Source organism: Arthrobacter castelli DSM 16402, assembly GCF_000430705.1.
GTDB lineage: Bacteria > Actinomycetota > Actinomycetes > Actinomycetales > Micrococcaceae > Arthrobacter_C > Arthrobacter_C castelli.
This window is the reverse complement of sequence record NZ_AUMN01000010.1, coordinates 18,838-38,194: the sequence shown is the minus strand read 5'-3', so window position 1 is coordinate 38,194 and position 19,357 is coordinate 18,838. Positions and strand designations below refer to the sequence as shown.

The 19,357-nt window shown below is 66.2% G+C and carries 17 protein-coding genes; 4 read left to right on the top strand and 13 right to left on the bottom strand.

Annotated elements, in window-relative coordinates; genetic code table 11:
- The first annotated feature begins 8 nt into the window (after positions 1 to 8).
- Both H535_RS0112120 and H535_RS25095 read left to right on the top strand, forming a co-directional pair.
- Positions 9 to 1,199 carry a 4-hydroxybenzoate 3-monooxygenase gene (locus H535_RS0112120; RefSeq protein ID WP_026819762.1) on the top strand — a complete coding sequence of 397 codons (1,191 nt, stop codon included), beginning with the start codon at positions 9 to 11 and terminating at the stop codon, positions 1,197 to 1,199.
- A gap of 366 nt (positions 1,200 to 1,565) precedes the next feature.
- On the top strand, positions 1,566 to 2,756 hold the full coding sequence (locus H535_RS25095; RefSeq protein WP_051299123.1) for a winged helix DNA-binding domain-containing protein: 1,191 nt from the start codon (positions 1,566 to 1,568) through the stop codon (positions 2,754 to 2,756).
- 49 nt (positions 2,757 to 2,805) lie between these two features.
- Here H535_RS25095 and H535_RS0112110 read toward each other — a convergent pair whose 3' ends face one another.
- The 10 genes from H535_RS0112110 to H535_RS0112060 form a co-directional block, all read right to left on the bottom strand.
- Positions 2,806 to 3,567: an SDR family NAD(P)-dependent oxidoreductase gene (locus H535_RS0112110; protein ID WP_026819761.1), complete on the bottom strand. Its 762-nt coding sequence runs from the start codon at positions 3,565 to 3,567 to the stop codon at positions 2,806 to 2,808.
- A gap of 9 nt (positions 3,568 to 3,576) precedes the next feature.
- Positions 3,577 to 4,575 (bottom strand): acetamidase/formamidase family protein, encoded by a 999-nt coding sequence (locus tag H535_RS0112105; RefSeq protein ID WP_026819760.1) that lies wholly within the window; start codon positions 4,573 to 4,575, stop codon positions 3,577 to 3,579.
- 118 nt (positions 4,576 to 4,693) lie between these two features.
- Positions 4,694 to 4,960: a hypothetical protein gene (locus tag H535_RS25090; protein ID WP_035769400.1), complete on the bottom strand. Its 267-nt coding sequence runs from the start codon at positions 4,958 to 4,960 to the stop codon at positions 4,694 to 4,696.
- A gap of 142 nt (positions 4,961 to 5,102) precedes the next feature.
- A complete protein-coding gene (locus tag H535_RS0112090) occupies positions 5,103 to 5,930 on the bottom strand; it encodes an LPXTG cell wall anchor domain-containing protein (protein ID WP_026819758.1) in 828 nt (275 codons plus the stop codon).
- Positions 5,927 to 6,526 (bottom strand): signal peptidase I, encoded by a 600-nt coding sequence (locus H535_RS25085; RefSeq protein WP_051299121.1) that lies wholly within the window; start codon positions 6,524 to 6,526, stop codon positions 5,927 to 5,929. The genes H535_RS0112090 and H535_RS25085 overlap by 4 nt, the downstream gene beginning before the upstream one ends.
- Entirely contained in the window at positions 6,523 to 7,263 is a 741-nt protein-coding gene (locus H535_RS0112080; protein ID WP_026819757.1) for a SipW-dependent-type signal peptide-containing protein, read from the bottom strand. Before H535_RS0112080 ends, H535_RS25085 begins: the two co-directional genes overlap by 4 nt.
- A 109-nt stretch (positions 7,264 to 7,372) precedes the next feature.
- Positions 7,373 to 7,981 carry an alternate-type signal peptide domain-containing protein gene (locus tag H535_RS27785; protein ID WP_051299119.1) on the bottom strand — a complete coding sequence of 203 codons (609 nt, stop codon included), beginning with the start codon at positions 7,979 to 7,981 and terminating at the stop codon, positions 7,373 to 7,375.
- A gap of 96 nt (positions 7,982 to 8,077) precedes the next feature.
- Positions 8,078 to 9,553, bottom strand: a complete 1,476-nt coding sequence (locus H535_RS0112070) for a DUF7507 domain-containing protein (protein WP_026819756.1) — start codon at positions 9,551 to 9,553, stop codon at positions 8,078 to 8,080.
- Positions 9,554 to 9,731: 178 nt separating this feature from the next.
- Positions 9,732 to 10,340: a GNAT family N-acetyltransferase gene (locus H535_RS0112065; protein ID WP_051299117.1), complete on the bottom strand. Its 609-nt coding sequence runs from the start codon at positions 10,338 to 10,340 to the stop codon at positions 9,732 to 9,734.
- A 91-nt stretch (positions 10,341 to 10,431) separates the two neighbouring features.
- Positions 10,432 to 11,940 carry an FAD-dependent monooxygenase gene (locus H535_RS0112060; RefSeq protein ID WP_026819754.1) on the bottom strand — a complete coding sequence of 503 codons (1,509 nt, stop codon included), beginning with the start codon at positions 11,938 to 11,940 and terminating at the stop codon, positions 10,432 to 10,434.
- 167 nt (positions 11,941 to 12,107) lie between these two features.
- Here H535_RS0112060 and H535_RS25075 point away from each other — a divergent pair, with 167 nt between their 5' ends.
- On the top strand, positions 12,108 to 12,344 hold the full coding sequence (locus tag H535_RS25075; protein WP_035769397.1) for a hypothetical protein: 237 nt from the start codon (positions 12,108 to 12,110) through the stop codon (positions 12,342 to 12,344).
- Between the two features lie 11 nt (positions 12,345 to 12,355).
- Here H535_RS25075 and H535_RS0112050 read toward each other — a convergent pair whose 3' ends face one another.
- From H535_RS0112050 to H535_RS0112040, 3 genes are all read right to left on the bottom strand, one after another.
- Positions 12,356 to 15,037, bottom strand: coding sequence for a LuxR C-terminal-related transcriptional regulator (locus H535_RS0112050; protein WP_026819752.1), 2,682 nt, complete (start codon positions 15,035 to 15,037; stop codon positions 12,356 to 12,358).
- Positions 15,034 to 17,685, bottom strand: a complete 2,652-nt coding sequence (locus H535_RS0112045) for a helix-turn-helix transcriptional regulator (RefSeq protein WP_155838671.1) — start codon at positions 17,683 to 17,685, stop codon at positions 15,034 to 15,036. The genes H535_RS0112050 and H535_RS0112045 overlap by 4 nt, the downstream gene beginning before the upstream one ends.
- A 221-nt stretch (positions 17,686 to 17,906) precedes the next feature.
- Positions 17,907 to 18,374, bottom strand: a complete 468-nt coding sequence (locus H535_RS0112040; RefSeq protein WP_026819750.1) for a MarR family winged helix-turn-helix transcriptional regulator — start codon at positions 18,372 to 18,374, stop codon at positions 17,907 to 17,909.
- Between the two features lie 69 nt (positions 18,375 to 18,443).
- Here H535_RS0112040 and H535_RS0112035 point away from each other — a divergent pair, with 69 nt between their 5' ends.
- Positions 18,444 to 19,313 carry an NmrA/HSCARG family protein gene (locus tag H535_RS0112035; protein ID WP_026819749.1) on the top strand — a complete coding sequence of 290 codons (870 nt, stop codon included), beginning with the start codon at positions 18,444 to 18,446 and terminating at the stop codon, positions 19,311 to 19,313.
- Positions 19,314 to 19,357: the final 44 nt, after the last annotated feature.

The window sequence follows — 19,357 nt, the reverse complement described above, 5'->3', positions numbered from 1 at the left end:
AACCGCTGGTGGAACGCAGAATCGTCAAGACACAGGTCGGCATCGTCGGCGCAGGTCCGGCCGGGCTCATGCTCTCCCACCTGCTCTACACCTCCGGAATCGACTCCACGGTGGTTGAATCGCGCAGCCACGAAACCATCCGCACCACCCAGCGGGCGGGCATCCTGGAGCACGGCAGCGTGAACATGCTCGTCGACTCCGGCGCCTCCGACCGGGTGCTGCGCGAAGGCCACCGGCATGACGGCATTGAGCTGCGCTTCGACGGCCGCAACCACCGCATCGATTTCCTCGACCTGGTGGGCGAATCCGTCTGGCTCTACCCGCAGAACGAGGTGTTCACCGACCTGGCTGAAGCCCGGCACCGCACCGGCGGCGATGTCCGCTACAGCTCGTCGGACAGCAGTGTGCTGGACCTGGAAACCGACACCCCCAAGATCCACTTCACCGACGTCGACGGCCAGCCCTGGGAAGTCCACTGCGACGTCGTCGTCGGCTCCGATGGCTCCGGCGGCATCTGCAAGAAGAGCATCCCCGCCGAACATCGAAAGGACTACTTCATTCAGTACCCCTTCGCCTGGTTCGGCATCCTCGCCGAAGCACCGCCCAGCGCCCCGGAGCTGATCTACGCCCACTCCGACCGCGGATTCGCGCTGATCAGCCAACGCACCGATAAGATCCAGCGGATGTACTTCCAGTGCGACCCCAACGAGGACGCCTCCACGTGGACCGAGGAGATGATCTGGGAGGAACTGCAGTCCCGGATGGGGGGCCAGGACGGCTTCCACCTCAAGACCGGGCGGATCTTCGAGCAGATGGTGCTGCCATTCCGCAGCTACGTGTGCGAACCCATGCGCTACGGCAACTTGTTCCTCGCCGGCGACGCCTCCCACACCGTCCCTCCCACCGGCGCCAAGGGACTGAACCTCGCCCTGGCGGACGTGAAGGTGCTGCACGAAGGATTGGATTCGTACTTCAACTCGAAGAACTCTGAGTTGCTCGATGCCTACAGCGACCGGGCATTGCAGCGGGTCTGGAAGGCGCAAAACTTCTCCTACTGGATGACCAGCATGCTGCACCAGCACCCGGACGGTTCGGAATTCGAGAAGAAGCGCCAACTGGGCGAACTGTCCTCCGTCGTCTCATCCCGCGCCGGGTCCAGCTACCTCGCGGAGGCCTATACCGGCTGGCCGCTGAAGTAAGGTCAGGGCCTGGCATCGTGCCGGTGGGCAGGGCCTGGCATCGTGCCGGAGGGCCAGGCCGATCTGCCGATTCCCATCCGGATGTCCACGCGCCGTTCCTACAGGCAGGAGGAAATGGGGAGACAGCGCGGTTCGTCCAGTCCCAAGCGAAGTTTCCCTGCCCGGCCGAACATGGGGTGTCGTTCCCACCGGGAGTAAACAACGCCGAATCCGGCCACTTTGTACTTGGAAGGCCGCGGAATACTCCTCAGCGGAACGACGCACCCTTTGACAGGAAGTTTGCAGCCCGGACCCGGGCGCAGCTTCGCACCGGCCAATAGGTCAACTGCGCCGCGTCGAATTGTCGACCGGCGGTAGGCTGGCCGGATGATTGCGGTCGATCAGCAACACGCCCGCCGGTTCCGCCTCGCACGACACCGGCTTACCCGGCCCGAACCGCGCTGCGCGCTGCCGGAGGTCGCCGGGGCGATCGGCGTGCAGCACAGTCCCCCGGGCTCGGCTGCCCAATCGCTGCGCGTCCGCCTCGACGGGCTCACGCCGGACGACGTCGACGCCGCGTTGTCCGAGGACAGGAACCTGGTGCAGGTCTGGAGCCTGCGGGGCGCCCCGCACGTCGTCGGCGTCGAGGACGCCCCGGTGTTCACAACCGGGCTCATCCCCGACGACGAGGAATCGTGCCGGTCCTTCATCCGGGGCGCAGAAAATCATCTGGCGGCGTTCGGGCTGAGCGCGGCAGCGGCGGTGGACCACGTCCTGGACGCACTCCCCCGCGTGCTGGATGGTCTGGACGGTCGCGGGCTGACCAAGGACGAGCTGGGCGTGGCACTGGCCGACGACGTCGCATCGCAGCAGCCGTCGGTTCGGACCGGTCCGTGGGAGGATCCCGATGGCCTCGGCAGCAACACGTACGGGCAGAGCCTGGTCCGGTTCGCACTCTATGTCGCGGGGCTGCATGGCACGGTCTGCTTCGTACCCACGGACAAAGGCGCTGCCCGGTTCGCACTCACCAGGCAGTGGCTGGGTAGCCCGCTTCCCGGCTGGGATCATTCCCGTGCCCGTGCAGAACTGGTCCGGCGTTACCTGCGCTGCCATGCGCCAAGCACGGAGCGGGAGTTCGCCACATGGGCCGGGGTGTCACCCGCGTACGCGTCGCGAAGCTGGGACCTGCTGGCCGATGAGTTGATCGAGGTGCAGTACGGCCGGTCCCGGGCCTGGGCACTGGCCGCGGACGCCGAGGCGCTGCACGACTGTCCCGAACCGGCCGGCGCCCGGCTGCTTCCGCCGTATGACCCCTACCTCTCCACCAGGGATCGGAAAAGCATCATCGCGGACCCGCCCCTGCAGCGCCAGGTCTGGCGCACCGTCGGCAACCCCGGCGTGATCCTGGCCGACGGCGAGGTCGTGGGCATCTGGCGGCCACGGAAGAACGGCCGGCGGCTGACAGTACGGGTCGAGCCGTTCACCGCGCTGTCTTCGGCCACCAGGACCGCGATCCAGGAGGAGGCTGCTGCGATGGCGCCGTTCCGTGGTGCTCAGACGGCGTCGGTGGAGATTTAAGGACCGGCGATGGAGGGAGGTGTTCGGCCGGGTTGCCGTGAGACCCCCTTCAGACCTGGATCCCCCGGGACAAACCACCGTCGACCAGGAAGTTCGCTCCGGTGGTCCGGCTGGACAGCGGGCTCGCGAGGAACACCACCGTATTGGCCACCTCGTCAGGTCTGCCCATCCGCGGAGTCAGGTTCAGGCCCAGGGCATGTTCGTACAGCTGAGGATTATCCAGCTCGATGCTCGGCCAGACCCCGCCCTCATGGTACGTATTGCCCGGAGATACCGTGTTGGCGCGGATCCCCTTTTCCGCCAGTTGGAACGCCAGGCCGGCCATGTAGGCGATGATGGCGGTCTTCACGGTGCCGTACGGGCCGGAGGCGAAATCCACCTCCCGGCCGGACACACTCGAGATTCCGATGATGGAGGCAGCCTCGCTCTGTTCCAGATGCGGCATGGCGGCCTTCACCAGCCGGACTGTGCCCATCAGGTCCACCCGGAGGGAAGCCTCCCAGTTCTCGTCGGTGTCCGGGATGGCCAGGGCACTGACGTTGCTGACCACGATGTCGATCCCGCCAAAACCCTCAGCCGACGCACGGACCCAGCGGGCGACGTCGTCGGCGTTTCCCATGTCCATCACGGTGCCCGCCACCCGACCGCCGCTGTCCGCCAACGCCGCTTCCGTCCCTTCGATTTCTCCGGCGTCGCGGGCGCAAAAAGCCACGTTGGCCCCCTCGGCCGCGAACGTCTCGACGATCGCCCGTCCGATACCCCTGGTGCCTCCGGTGACCAGCGCCGTCAACCCGCCGAGCTGTAGATCCATGTCCGTCTCCTAAAGTTGCGCTGCGCGGTTCCGCAGCTCAGCGTGCATGCCGTCGAACGCCTGGGCCGCGGGAAACAGCGACTTCGCGGCTTTCACCACGACGCTGTAGTTGGCGTCGACGGCGTTGGCCACCGGCGCCAGGGCGGTCTGGGTGAGCAGTTGGTAGCCGTCCATGGGGTGTAGGCCGAACAGGTCCTCAAACCAGCGGATCAATTCCACCTGCCCGATACGCCAGGAATCCTCCATCGGACGGGACGACCCAACCACCATCCAGTGACTATCAGTCTCCAACCGCGGCCACGCCGGCGCACCACCCTTGATCAGCTCCACAATGATGGTCGAGGTCATCGCGCCTTCGACGGCGGTGCCGCAGGCTTCGCCTTCGCCCTGCCGGTAGTGCCCGTCGCCAAGGGAAAAGAGCGCGCCCTCGACGTTCACTCCGAGGTAGACAGTGGTGCCGGCCTTGACCTCCGGGGAATCCATGTTGCCGCCGAAGCGCTCGGGCACCAGCGATGAACGGACTTCAGCTCCGGGCGGTGCCACGCCGATGGTGCCCAGCATCGGCTCCAGGGGCAGCGCCACTTCGAAGTCGCCGAACCGTGCTTGGAAACCTACGGTCTGCCGTTCCGTATCCAGATGGTAGATCCACGTCGTATCGGGCAAGGATTCCTGCAGGAACACGGTCCGATCGGTGCTGGTCAAGCCGCCGAAGAAGGGAATCGTCGCAGAAGCACCCCAGTTCCGGGCGGGAGTGAGGTCCACGATGTGGATCGCCAGGGTGTCGCCCGGTTCCGCGTCCTGAACGTAAAACGGCCCGGTCTGCGGATTGACGAACCGCAGGTCCACCTTCTCGGACGAGATGTCGTCGACGGAGGTCAGTGCGTGGTTGAAAGCGTCCTCGGACCACAGCTTGAGCACGTCGCCGGGCCGGACAGTCTTCAGCGGGGCCGCGCCACCGAAGGTGTAGGCCAGCTGTTCACGGGTGGGAGTGAATTCGATGTGCCCCATGAATGGATGCTATGCGGGCGGCGGGTAACTGGCAATAGGCCGGGGCAGGAGGCAAGGCTGCGCCCCGGCTCCCCGGCTCCCCGGCTGCCCCGTCCGGCTGGCCGCGGCTGTCACCGGGCTACCCCCGATCGATGCGCGCCTGGATACCGTCGAGGATGGTGTCGATCCCGAAAGCGAGGATATGCTCCGGCGCCACGGCTGAATCGAACGCGGCACCGACCGCGCCGCCGACGCGCCCCGCCAGGGCGAGTTCGCCGTCGTCCATCACCTGCTCCAGAACAGGTGCGACGACGGCCCACCGTTCGGCGTCCGACATACCCGAATCGCTCTGCGTCCATGAAGCGCAGTCCGCGAACTGTTTGGCAATCCCAGCTTCGCCGGCCAATCATGGTTCGCTGAGAACGCTGCGGTGTTGGCCGTCGTTTGGCCCGTGCTGATCGTGCTGGCCTTCCTGCCGCTGTCCGCCTCGGCCTACCGGAATCTACGCCGCTGAGTGCGATCGATGAAGGCAGCAGCGCGGAGGGAGTTTAGCCACCATCAGTGCCTGTATGGTCGCGCCGACGCCGGATCAGTAGCAGCCCTGCCAGAGTCAGCAACAATCCCGCTCCCGCAATCCAGAGGATGTCCGTTCCGGTTTCTGCGAGCGGGCCATCGGTCGAGGCCGGCCACCCGTCATCGTCGGGTTCAGGTGCGCCTGCAAGGATCGCCGTCGTTGGGTGGTCGCTGCCCTCGGCCGACGTCCCTGCGTCCGGTGGGTCAACCGGGCCCTGCGTCCCACCGGCCGCCCGATCCCCGGGGCCAGGACGCTCCTGCGCAGTCGGCGATTCGTCGCCCGGACCCGAATCTGCCGGCGATTCGCGGATCTGCAGCAGGACGTCGAAGCTGACATTCATGGTGCCGTCTGAATTGTTGCCGCTGACAGCATCTTCGGGGAACTGATAGGACAAGTCGAGCGTCGTACGCTCACCACGGTCCAGCGACGTCGTCAACACGGTGGTTTCCCGGTGCAGGTAGCCGGACACTGGTTCACCGTTGAGCAGCAGGTCTTCGTAGAAGGGATCCGCGGGGTCGCCACCGAATTCCACGTTGATGATACTGGCCGTCAACACCCCATTGGCCGGACCATCGTTCCTCACTGCCACTGTCCGTGTCCCGGAATCACCGGGGACGATGCCGGCCGCTTCGAACAGCGGCATGGCGAGGCGGTCGGACCCGTCGCGCTCTCCGCCCAGCGGAATGGTCACGGTGCTGTCGGCGCCCTGGCCAGCAGCGGCCGGCACGGTTCCGGCAATCCCGGTGAAGGCCGCCCCGGTAATGGCCAGGACGAGAGTCAACAACAATGGCAGCCGTTTCATGATGTGCTCGCTTCCCGCCGACGCCGCCTCCCGGCGCCGACCACAGTGAAAATGGCGTACCCGATCAGGACAACACCGGCCCCGGCTGCCAGCAGGCTCTTGGTTCCGGCATCCAGCGCGGCGCTGACATGCCCCAGATAAGGCACCGAGTAGATGACTTCGCCCTTGACCTGTTCCGGCACAAGGGGTTCATCTGCGGCACCGTTTGCGTCACCCTGGGTGGTGATGGTGGTGCCTTCGGCGCCTACCGTTTTAGCAATGACCCGGTGGGTGACAAGCGTCGGGTCGCCGGATTCGGGTTGGAACGTCACGACGTCGCCAATTTCGACGTCGGCCGCGTCCACCTGCTGGGAAACGACCAGGTCGCCCGGGCTGTAGGTCGGTTCCATCGAGCCGGTCAAGACGGCCAGCGGGACGGCGTTGATGAAACGCGGGACGACGAAGCCGGCCGCGCAGACCGCGATGATCAGGACAGCGACCGCGAAGAGCATGCCGCGGAACACCCCGTGGAGCATTCGGTGCTGCTTCGGTCTGTCCTGTGGCTGTTCAGCCTCGTCAGTGGCAGCTGCGGATCCTCCGGCCATCACCCCGCTCATGGCTCCTCCCCCGGCCGGTAGGTTTCGTAGCTAAAGGTCAGCGTCACGTCTGCATTTCGGGCTGCTTGGGACGGGCCGCTGCGGCCGGACCAGGTATCCGTTGCGGTGACCTTTTGGTCGGCTTCGAGGCCGCCTTCAGCGGTGCCGGTAACCGTTCCTTCGTTGGTGTAGGAGCCCATGCCGTCGGGGACGGTGAAGGCCAGGCACAGGTATTCGGTTTCCGGATTGGTCCACGGTGCATCGGTGTATTCAGATGTGACGAGCTCACGTGATTCGGTCGCCGCCCCCTGGATCGGCCCCTCGTAGAGGACTGGCCCCGGCGCCGAAGAACCCGTCCCGCAACTGCCGGGATGCCCGACGGCGGTGATCGTCACGGTTGCGGCACTGGTCAGGGAATTGTCCCCCGCAACGGATGCCCCATCGAGCGTGTAGGAGAGCCCTCGGTTGCCCTGGGACTGGGCGTCGATTTGGACGACGGCCGACTGGGGTTGCTCCGGGGCCAGGTTGTCCAGCACGTTCTCCGGAACGGTCCAGGTCAGGCTCTGACCCGGACGATCGATGCGGTTCAAGGCGGCCGGGTCAGAGTTTGGATCGTCCACGGCGAAGTGGATGTATCCGGCCGTGATGCTGACATCGATAGTGATTTGGTCCTGCCATGAAGCGAACGTTGCCGCGGTTCCAGTTCCCAAGACCGCACCGAAGGCCAGCACCGTGCCGGCTGCCAAGCTGCGTTTCATTGCGGACTGCCTCTCGAAAGTCGTGAAGGTTGGTGATGAAAGTGATAAGGGCGGCGGCGGGGCCGATTGGGGACGGCCTCCCGCCGCCGCGGTTCATGCGCAGAAGCGGTCAGCGGACCTGTTCCAACTTGAACGCCAGGCCGTCCAGCACAGCTTGGGTGTTGATACCGACCTGATCCTGATTCGGAACGTCCGGGAACTCCACGTCCACCTCGATGGTGTACGTGCCAGTGTGCGCTCCGCTGATTGTCCTGGGCAGGAAAGCAGTGGCATCGGCCAGGCTCTTGTCCTGGGCGATGACCGCGCCACTGGCAGTCTTGACCGTGTAGTCAGCCGTGGCACCGGCGTCCGCCAGCGCCCCCGTCAAACCATCCGAAACCACCGAGAGCTTGGCCTTGATGTTGTCGCCCTTCGTCTCGATCGTGAGGTGGTCGGTCAACTGGATAGTGTCACCTGGGACGATCAGGAAGTTGGCCGGATCAATGACGTTGTCCGCCGTAGGCGCGGCGCCATCACTGACGTCGTGCCAAGTGCGGTCTCCGCCTGTGGAAACGTCCAATGTGCCCGCGTTGATCGTTCCGCCGTCCATGGTGGCGTCGTCGCTCCAGAGAGCGAAGGTGGTTCCACCGGCGAGCAGTCCGAAGCCCAGTGCTCCGGCCACGACTCCCTTGGTGGCCTTGCTCATCGTCCCCTTGTTGGTGCGAGTGGTGGTGTTCATCTTTCTCCTCATTTCTGTGATGTGGCCCCGGATGGAGCCGGTTGGTGGGCACAGCAGGCGCCGTGCCCGGGTGGAAACCTCTTGTCGCCGAAGCAATCAGCCGGTGAGTTGCCCGGCGGCCGTGCAGATCATCGAGGCGCCCGGTTCAAGCGCCGATTCCGGGCAGGTGACGGCGGCCGCGAGTTTGTCGTCGTCGACAGTGATGCCGTTGACCACCGATCCCCCGGTGTTCGTCACGGTGTAGGTCCAGGTGACGGTGGCCCCGAAGGGGACCAGGGCGCCGTCTCCGAACTCGAGCAGCGCAGCGGGGTAGCCGCTTCCAACGTCGGCGGTGTCCCAGGCTTGCTTATCGATGTCGATGCCCTGGTATGCGTTCGTGAAGGTGCAGGTGGTGTCCGTGCCGGCGTCGAGGGTGATACTGAAGTCCTCGATATTCACAGCCGGGCCGCCGTCGGTGGAGCAGGCCAGCGACAGCCAGGTGTAGTTGCCCGGACCGGTGCTCTGGCTCAGTTCGTAGGTCCCGTGGGCCACCTCGAAGGTGTGGCCATCCGCAGTCCCGGTGGCCGTGACGGCGTCCGACGACGTCGTCCCGGGTGTTGCGGTCAGCTTCCAACCTGACGGGGACGCGGTTCCGGCCGTGCCGTTCTTGACCTCGTTGACGAGGGTGAGCTCCGCTGCCAGCGGCTTGCTGTAGACGGTGCAGGTGACCGGTTCCCCGCCGACAACCTTGATCCGGAATCCGGTTTCGCCGGCGTTCTTGATGTCAATCGCTTCCCCGCCGGCGCGGCAGACCGCATTCTGCCCGTGCTGCTGGACCAGCTCGTAGTCGGACATTGATGCACCGGATTCGGAGATCGTCACGTTTGCCTTGCCTGAGTTTCCCGGGGCTTCCCCCGAGAACACCGCGAGCCCGTTGCCATTGGTGGTGGCGCTGCGGTTGGCATTCTTGATCGACCGTCCGTCAAGCGAGAATGTCCAACCGGATTTTGGAACGGCCCCCTCGGTGCCGCCGTCCAGGCCGGTCACCATCTTGTACACCTTCACGGTGATTTCCGACGGCTTCGCCGCAACAGGATCGGCTGCAACATCCTCGGGCCCCGGAGCGGGTTCTGCTGTTTCTTCCGCGGACGACGTCGGCAGGCCGGCTTGCGTGGGAGCCTCAACCGGTCCGCTCGACCGCTCGGCGGAAGGTGCGGCGGGTTGCCCGGGAGCGGGATTCGCGAGCTGCCCGGTCCCGGCCGACGTCGTCATTGGCCGGGGCGACGGCGCTGTTTCCGTCTTCACAGCCTCCTCTACCGGAGGCGTTGGACCGGCCGGCGCTGTCGAGCCGGTTGCCGTCGACGATTCGGCGGCAGGAGCCGGAGTAGCTCCCATCTTTGCCGGCTCCGTGGTGGCAGCGCCTGCCACAGAACGTGCGGCTTCCTGCTGTGTCCCGGCCCGCTGGACAGCATCCCCCTGCTGCCCGGCGTCCGACTCCTCCGCCGGGCCGGCTACTGCCGGCGCCGCGCTGGTCATCAACGCAAAGGCCAGCAGGAAGCCCAGTCCGCTTTTCGCGTACCGTCGTTTCCCCATGAAAACAATCCCCCAATTGTTTGGCCGGTTCCGAAGATCCGGTCTTTCCCCAATTCCGCATCGGAATGCGGCGTCAGGAACAACCTAGGCGACATAGTGCGGGAAACATCTACGCATTTACTACCCGACTTTGAGCGTTTTCAGGTACGTAGCGCCGTCGCACGCTACTTCAAAAACCTCAATCCGGATCACCGGAATGGAGTTGGAGGCGCATGACGGGACGGCTTGGGTAGGTCCGGCCGATCTCGCGGAACCCGGCGGATTCGAACGTCGTGAGCACGCCGGTGAACAGTGCCGACGCGGAGACTCGTGATGCCTGCAGCCTCTTCACATCGACCGGATGCCCCTCCAAAACGGATGCTCCATTAGTACGAGCTTGTTCGGCGGCAGCGCGAAGAAGCTCCAGGCTCACGCCTATCCCATGATGTTCGGGACGAACGGCGAAGCAAGTCACCCACCACCCATCGGGATCGTCGTCGAGCACCCGCCGGAGCGCCCGGTTCTTCAAGATCCCGGGAAGTGTGGCTCGCGGCACGACTCTCGTCCATCCAATCGGCACATCATCAAGGTAGGCCAGCAGACCGATGGGTACAGTTGCCGAATCGACTTCACCCTGCAGAGCGTCCCGGTTGCTCGGCTCGTCATGCGTCCGGAACCGCTGGCACCAACAGGAATCAGGGTTCGACGCACGTCGACCGAACACCTGCACGATGTCGTCCCACCTGTCGGGTGCAGCGGGCCGGATGATCAGCTCGGCGAGCGGTCGCCCATCAAACGACGTTGTCATCACCCCAGAGTAATGTCGAGCAAGCCCGGGCACACCGTATTCAGTTCGGATTGGCGTGCGGATTCCTATTGCTGCGGCCGGGCGCCAGTTATCACTTAGCCACCTCAGCGGGTGGCCCGAACCAGGTGGTGAGGGCGTCCGTCAGCCCGGAAACAGTCCCCTCTCCCACCCAGGCGACGTACCCGTCGGGCCGGACCAGTACGGCGGTCGGAGCGGTGACAGCCCCGAGCACCGGGAGTTCCCAGGGACCGTCGAATTCGGCGTCGATCAACTGGACACGGTCCGCCCATGGCGCGATATCGACGCCGCCGGGCCAGGCGAAATTGAGCAGCACGGGCCGGGCGTCATGCAGCAGGGTGTAGACCCGCAGTGGGCCGTCGGCGCTGACGACGTCGAGGTCCGGCATGCGCCGGCCCAGCAGCGGGTGCCCCTCGCCGAGGTCGTAGTGGACGTCCAGCCCGAACATCATCGCGGCGAAGCGATTGCGCGACTCCTCGCCCATCAGGACCTTCGCGATGGTGTCACGCAGGGCGTCCGTGCGGGCGTTTTGGCGGCGGAGTGCGACGTGCGCCATCGAGGTGCGCAGCACACGGGCGCCGACCGGATGCCGCTCGGCGTGGTAAGTGTCCAGCAGGCTGTCCGGAGCTGTCAGGTTGACCACCTGGGCCAGCTTCCATCCCAGATTCACCGCATCCAGCAGGCCAAGTTGGAGGCCCTGGGCGCCATCCGGCGAATGCACGTGTGCGGCATCGCCGGCCAGCAGAACCCGCCTGTCGCGATAGGCAGCAGCCTGCCGGGTAGTGTCGGTGAACCGGGAAATCCAGGTGGGGCTGTGGACCCCGTAATCGGTCCCATAGATAGCGGTGAGCCGCTCACTAAGGTCGCTCAGGGTCGGTTCAGCCGTGGCTCCGACCTGCTCTTCGGTCACCATGACCCCCACCGGCCCCTCTTTCGCATAGATGATCTCGCCGTCGCGGATTTCGTAATCCACCCTGCCGAGGGCATGGATGCCGACGGCGTCGCGGCGGACGCCCCACTGCGGTTCCTCGGCCAGCTCGACCTCGGCGATCAGGCTGCTGGTGGTCGGATCCCACCCGGGAAATCCGATGCCGGCCACCTTGCGGACCAGGCTGCGTCCGCCGTCGCAGCCCATGAGGTATTGCGCCCGCAGCGGTTCGCCGCCGGAGCGCTCGACGTCGACCCCGTCGTCGTCCTGCACGAACCCCGTCACCTCGTCGCCGCGGTAGATTGGCACCTCCAGCTCGCTGACCCACTGCGCCAGCAGACGCTCGATGTGGTTCTGCCGAAGCCCGAGCGAGTAAGGGTGCCGGGTGGGAAAGCCGCTGATGTCCAAGCCAACCCCGCAGAACTGGCCGACCATCGGTGCCACTTGGCCCTCGGCGAGGAAGCGCCCGGCGATTCCTCGCTGGTCAAGGATCTCGATGGTGCGCGAGTGCAAACCACCTGCGCGCGAACCGGCCAGTTCCTGGTTTACGCGCCGCTCGACGATGGCGACGTCGACCCCCGCCAACGCCAGCTCACCCGCCAGCATTAGGCCGGTCGGGCCTCCTCCGGCGATCACTACCGCATGCTCATTCATCCGTTGCTCCCAAGTCCGCAGGTTTGTACGCGCTCCAGTCTGCGGCACCGCGGGGGCCTTGCGGCAAGGCCCCCTGTGAGCTATAGATTAAGAATGGCAGGGAGTTCGATCTCCTTGCCTTTTTGCCGGTTCATCACGTCAGACCGCGGCGCATGTAGATTGGACCGGTGGAAAAGCTGAAACTCCTTAAGATCCCGGTGATCCTGGCGGCCTGTGCCGTTGTCGTCGTCATCGATGAGAGCTGGGGCTGGAGTCTCGCCATAGCGGTGGCGATGGTAGCCCCACTTTTCGTCGGGGAGATTTTCCTGGACCGTCACCTTCAACGCCGCAGGCAGCGTGAGCATGAGAAAGCATCACGTCTCGAAAGAAGCATCGATCACGACTTTCGCGAAGCAAGCGGATAGGAAACGGGGCCCTACAGTTCCCTGCGCGAGTTCACGCCGAGCTTGCCCATGATGCGGTGCACGTGACCGTCAATCGTCCGCACGGAAACACCGGCGTCGGCCGCGAGCTGCCGCGACGTCCGGCCGGTGGCAATACCGGCGGCGACTTCCCTCTCCCGTGCGGTAAGCTTCGACCGGGTGCGCAGCTCCAGCAGCCGCGGATAGAGTTCCTGTGCCTGCGGATGCAGCCGGCCGAGCAGCGCCATGGCATCAGGTGAGACCCGGTGCCGTCCGTGGCCCGCCTGCAGGAGCACCCGCGATAACGCCGTGGCAGCCATCAGGCCCTGCCCCAGCTGAGCGGCTGCCCGGCCGGCCTCCAACAGGGCCGCACCGTCGTCCGTTTCCAGAGCCAGCGCATACGCATGCAACGCCTTCGCCCGGGGATCTTCGACCCCGGTGGTCAGCCCGGCCAGCCGTCCCGGCCGCACACTGCGGTCGAATTGGAACAGCAGCGCGGTGATCTCGATTTCCGACCGCCGCGCACCGGCATCGGATGCCTGCGCCAGCAACCGCGAAAGTTCCGCACTGACCGCTTCCGGGCCCAAATCCGGCGTGCGAGCCACGGCGGCGAAGGCCTTGGCATACGACGCCGCGAACGGCACCCCTGCAGAGGGCAAGCTGCTGAACTCCTGCTGATACCGGGCCGCTCCTTCAGCGTCCCCGCAGATCCCGGCGGCGCAGGCGGCCATGGCGGTGGCCAGCGGCAGCAGTTGCCGGGTGTCGCGGTGGCGCAGGATGACGACGGCGGCATGCAGTGCCTCCATCGCGTCACCGGGGCGGCCCTGCTGCAGCATCCGGATCCCGGCAGTCAGCTCACCGAGTCCGACAAGTTGCGTCAGCCACGGGGCGGCATGGAGCTCCAACCGGTCCAACCAGTCGTCCAGCCTGTCCCAGTACCCGCCCAGGCACAGCACCAGGAACAGCCGAATCAGGATATACACCCCGTAGTTCCGCAGGTCGTCATCCGCCAGCACGCTCTCCAGGGCGGCGCTCAAATGGTCGGCGGCAACCGCGATATCCCCGGAGCATGCGGCGGCCTCACCCAACAACAGACGGCGGATGACTGCCTCCCGTCCGCCGTCATCCGGCCGCCCGGGCAACCCAGGCCGCCCGGGCAACCCAGGCAGCCCGGGCAGCTCCGGTCCCTCGGGCAGCCCGGGCAGCTGGACGGCGAGCGCCGTCGGGCAGGAAACACCCGATGCCAATTGCTCGACGGCGGAGAGCATCATCAGCTGCCGCTCCCCTGCCGCAGCGCCGCCGGTGACCGCCTCTTTCCACCGACGGCTCGCGGCGCCGAACAGCTCTGCGCCCTTGCCGGTCGACAAACGGATTTGGGCCAACAAGGTAAGCAAGTGGTCATAGTCATTAAGGCCATCAGCGTCGTGCGGATCCGGTTCCACCAGTTTCGACGCGCACTGCAGGGCCGCTTCCACGCTTCCCAGATAGAACAGTGCACGCGCCCGCTGCACCATCCCTGCCCAACCCGGCGCGTCGTCGTCGAGCTCATCCAGCAACGCCATAGCAGTGTGGGGGTCGTCCATGCGGTTGGCAGTGGCCGCCGCGGAGACTAAATCCCCGGCGGCAGGCCGGTCGCCGATGGACAGCTGCCACTGCACCCGGGCCAGTACGGCTCCGGCTGCCGTCGCATGCTTCAGCTGCGGTTCGAGCCGCTGCCACAACGCCCGGCGGGTGAATACGCCGACACTTGCCGCAATCGCCTCCGACAGCAACGCCGGTTGCACACTGACCCGTTCGCCCCCGTCGCAGGTGCGGACCAAGACCTTCTCCAGCAACAGGTTGTTGAGTACCTCCGCCTCCCACTCTGTCCGCAGGGTGCACAGGTCCAGCGTTCCGGCCAGTGCAACGGCGGTGAGCACCTCGCGTGCGGCATCAGAGTAACCGTCGAGCAGAGTGACGACGTCGGCGGTCATCGTTGGCGACGGTGCCAGCCGCCGCTCGAGGACATGGACGTTTTCATCGACGCGCATTTGCGGTCCGGTTGCGGCGTCCCGGAGCAGGTACGAGAGGAACACCGGGTTGCCGGCGGTGGCGTGCTGCAGGCCCAACGCGGTCACATACGGGGTGTAAGTGCCCGTTTCGGCGCGGCACCAGGCCTGGATTTCCTGCGCCTGAAGTTCGGGCGTGTCCACTGCGGCGAGCCGCCCATCGGCGGCCAGCAGGGCGAACCCATCGGGAAGGCAGCCGCGGGAGCGGGTATGGAGCAACAGCTTGACCCCGGGACCGGTACACAGCTGGACGAGGATATTGACACTTGCATCATCCAGGTCGGCCGCGTTCCGGACCACGATGATGACCGGCCCGTCGCCGGCTTGTTCGGCCAGATGCCTCCGGACGGCGGCCAGCACTTCCAGCGGACAGTTCAGGGACGCCTCCGCGCTCAGCAACGGGGCAAGCGCTCCGAACTCCATGTCCTTAAGTCCGGCCATGCCCCGGACCGCCACATGCGGAACCGTTGTGGCATCCAGGATGCTGCGTAGCAGCGGTTCAGCTCCAAGGCCGGCAGGAATGGCCAGCAGCAAACCGGCGGTGGTGGAATCCGTCAGGGTGGCTGCGGCCCGGTGCGCGACTCCGGCCAGCCCCACCGGTGGTGCCGCTCCGTCTGTCTGTGCGGCCTGGCTCACTGCGGAAGTCATGCCCCGGCCACCCCTGCCAGTTCGGCCTCCATCGCGTCGGCAAGTTCGGCCCGTCCCCTGACACCCAGTTTGTCGTACGCGTTCTGCAAGTGCCGCTCGGCAGTGCGGACCGAGATCGTCAGTGCCGCACCGATGTCTGCGTTGCTGGATCCTGATGCGGCCAGCGACGCCACTTGCCGCTCCCGTCCGGTCAGCCCATCCAACACTCCGGATGCATATGACGACGGCTGAGAAGGATCGGCGATGATGCCTTGGGCCTCACGCATCACGTCCCGATCCTGCTTCCGGCCGGCCAGCGACGCCGCGGCAGCCGCTGCTTTGGCGGCCAGCAACTCGTCGCCTGCTGCGCGGCCAAGGCGGGCCGCTTCCAGCAGGGCAGCTGCGTCTGCTCCCAAGAGTCCGGCAGCCAGCGCACCGTACCGGGCTGCCAGATGGCCCTCGTTGGTTTCGGCCAAGCGCAACAGCTGCTTCAGTTCGGGCTCCGGCACGCCAAAGAACGAGCTCCCCGCGTCCCCGACTCCCATGGCGTGCAGCACGACAGTCCCGGCGATGTACACTCTGGGGCCGGCCTCTCGCGCTACCCCATGGCGCCCGGCCAACTCCCGGTGCGCATTGGCGACGACCGGGGCGCTCATACCAGTCGCCCCGGTCGCCCCGGCTGCATCCGCCGCACCGGCAGCGCCAGCAGCGCCAGCAGCGGCGCAGACGAAACTGCCGAAACCATCGAGCCCGGAACCGGAGCGCGACAATGCCCCGGCAGACCCGCCTGCCCGGTGCGTCACGAGGGCTTCCAACGCCTCCAGTTCCCCGTCGCTGTGCAGCATGCGTCCCGGCCGCACCCGCCGCTCCGCATCGAACACCTGGCGGCAGGTTTCCCAGTTACCGGCCAGGAACAGCACCCGGCACCACACCGTCAGCGCCCGGCCGGCCAGCACGGCCGAACGGATGCCGCCCTGCACTGCCAGCGCTGCCTCAATCAGCTCTGCGGCCCGTTCCTGCTCGCCAACGATCGCGCACGCCTGAGCACACAGCACCCGTGAGAGCCACGGGATCTCCGCCACGGGGCCGTGTGGGGTGCCGGCCCCGCCGGCGGCGGTGTCATTCGCCTCACCGGTGGGATCGATCCCGTCGGCGGAGGAGTCGAGGCCCCCGTCGCCAAGAGCCCAGCCGCCAACTCCCCCGCCGTCGAACCCCGACTCATCATAGGTTGCGATGACGCGACGGAAATCTCCGGAAGTCGTCAAGCTGAGCATCGACTCCAGTGCCGCAAACCCCGCGATGGCGACAGCTTCCTGCCGGGTTCCCAGCAACAGCCCCAGCAGGGCCGCGAGCGCCAGGGTGGCGACGTCGCCGTCGGCCTGTGCCCTGGAAACAGCCTCCTCAACCAGCACCGCGGCCCGCTTCCCATCGCCGAGCAGATACCGCGCTTCGGCCTGCAGCCGCACCACCGGCGCGGTTTCGGCGCTGACATATCCGAGCAACCGCTCAGCCACCCCTGGATGACAAGCAAACAGGGCTTCATCGGCCGCTGCCGTCAGTTGAGTGTCGGTAACGCCTAAGTCGAGCCGTGCAGCCCAAAGCAATTGGCCCGCCGTCGGCCGTGCAGCGTGTTCAGAGCCGGCAGGCGTGACCGTCTGTTCCCAGATCTTCCCGGCCCGATCCCGCGGCATGGTCTGCCGGATAATGTGTCCCAAAGCGTCGTTGGCCAAGGTTGCTTCAGTATCTCCGGATCGGCCGCGCCCGAGAGTGATGACCCCGCGGTCGCACATCGCTTCCAGCACGGACCCGTCGATGAACTGCAGCAGGTGGTTGATGTCGACATGGCCGGCTGCGGCAAGAATCTCCGCCGCATTCAGCTCCGACGGCGTCAGGTCACCGGCCAGGATCCGCATCCCGGCGCTCAACGAACCGGCCGTCATGGATTCGACGAGATGTCCGCTGACATTCCAGGCGCCCTGGTCGCGGTGAAGCATGCCGTTCTCCCGTGCATGGTCCGCCAACAGCCGCAGCATCAGCGGGTTCCCGCCGGCAAAAGCATGCAACGAACAGACCATCGCCGAGGCCACCGGCCCCTCCAGCCTGGACTCCAGCACCTGGCGCGACTGCTCCGGCTCGAGAGCGGGAACGGACCGGCACGCGATCAGCCCTTCGGCTCTCAGGGACTTGAACGCGTCCACGTCATCGATGGACCGGCAGGTGGCCAGCATCCTGATGCTCCCAGTACCCGCAAGCATCGCAAGCAACGCCGCGCTTTGCGGGTCCAGCAGTTCCACATTGTCCACCCACAGCACCGGCAGCGCGCCTGCCGATTGCGCCCTGATGGTGGCGGTGAACCGGCCGAGAAGTGCCGGCAGATTGTCAGCAGCCTCGACAACACTTCCCGCGCCATCGGTCAACAGATGCTCGATGGCGAACAGCCCCATGGCCTTGCCCGGTGCGGTGCCACGGACGGTATGGGCCATAAAGCGATCGTCGAGCGCTCGCATAACACCAGCAGCCAACGTGGTTTTGCCCGACCCCTTGCTGCCCTCCAGCACCACCGTCACAGGTTCGGTTCCGGTCAGCAGCCGAATGATCGTCTCAGCGGTTTCGGCATGTACCGTCTCAACACGGACGGGCATCGCCCCGGCCAGATTATGATCCCTCACAGTTCCCCCAACTGTTCGAATATGAACCCGGCAAAAACAGCGGCCATCCGGCGCCATAACGCCTGAGACAGCGGCCCCTGCATCTCCCGGGACTTGCCCGCCGGGACCCTCGAAAAACCCGGCGTGTGTTGCTGGATCAAACAGTAACAGCGGGCTCTGACATTTAATGACGGGGCCTTGGAAATCGCGTCAATACCGTGTTTCAGCCGTGCTTGTCCGCGTTAGTCGCGATGCGCTGTGACGTTCGCCAGCACTACGTTGAGCAGCCGGGTCAGCTGCTCCTGGTCTTCGGCTGAAAGACCCGCCGTCGTACGTTCCTCAAGCGCGCTCCACACCGCCCGGACCGGCTCACGCAGTCCGCGGCCTTTTTCGGTCAGTGACACCAGAACCACGCGCCGGTCGTCCTCGCAGCGTTCGCGTGTGATGACGCCGGCGCGCTCCATCCGCGCCAGCATCTTTGCCGACGTCGGCGGTTCGACTGCCAGCTCCCGGGTGATTTCGGCCTGGTGCCGGGGTTCGCGCTCCCACAACATCATCAGCAGCAACTCCTGCCCTGGGGCGAGATTGAGGTCGCGCAGCAGCGAAGCGGCGATGGCGCGGTGGGCCCTTGCCACGGCAGGAATCAGTGAACTGACCGGGCCGCTCGCCTCCGGGTTCCGTGCCGGGGTCTCGGCACCGTTCGTACTCATTGTTCCTCCCCGGGAATAATACTTAGCCGGCTAATGCTTACTCCGGCACCAACACAAAAGGAGTCAACTATGAACACCCCAGTGAACCCCACTATTGCCGTTTTCGGCGCCACAGGCAATCAAGGCAGCGCCGTCATCGACGCCCTGCTTGAAGAAGGCGCCACTGTGCGCGGCCTCGTCCGCCAGCCCGGCTCTGACCGCGCGCAAGCCCTCGCGGACCGCGGCGTCGAACTTGCCTATGCCGACGTCGAGGACCCACCTTCGCTGTCCAAGGCGCTTGCCGGCGTGGATGCCTTCTTCTTCATGACCACCATCGGCGGCCACTCTGGCGAGGAGGCCGACGGCGAGGCCAGCCAGGGCATCACCCTTGCGGACGCCGCCGCCGCGGCCGGGGTCCGGCACGTCGTGTTCGACTCGGTCGGCGGGGCGGAACGACAGTCCGGCGTCCCGCATTTCGAGAGCAAGCGCCGCGTGGAAGAGCACCTGGAGACGCTGTCTCCGGCGAGCACTATCGTCCGCCCAGTGTTCTTCATGGAGAATCTGGCATCGGCGAGTGTTGAGAACGGCGAGGTCGTGGTCCGGCTGCCGCTTCCGGACGGGATCGCGCTGCAGATGGTTGCCGTGCGCGACGTCGGCCAGGTCGCCGCGGCCGCCCTGCTCGGTACGGCTGTCAGCGGGGGCGTGGTCGAAATCGCCGGGGACGAGAGAACCGGCAGCGAAATCGCGGCCGCGTTCGCCGAACATACAGGCCTCCCGGCCCGCTACGAGGCGCTTCCGCTCGAGGTCCTCGACGGTCAGGACGACATACAGCGCATGTTCCGCTGGTTCGCGGAGACGCCCGCCTACCGGGCCGACTTCGCCGCCACGCGGTCTATCTCGCCTGATGCATGGGACCTGCCCGCCTGGCTCGCCAAGACAGGCTGGAGCCCGTCCAGTTGAGGCTGGCGTGATGGGCGATGGCCGGGTGGTCTATACCGGCCACC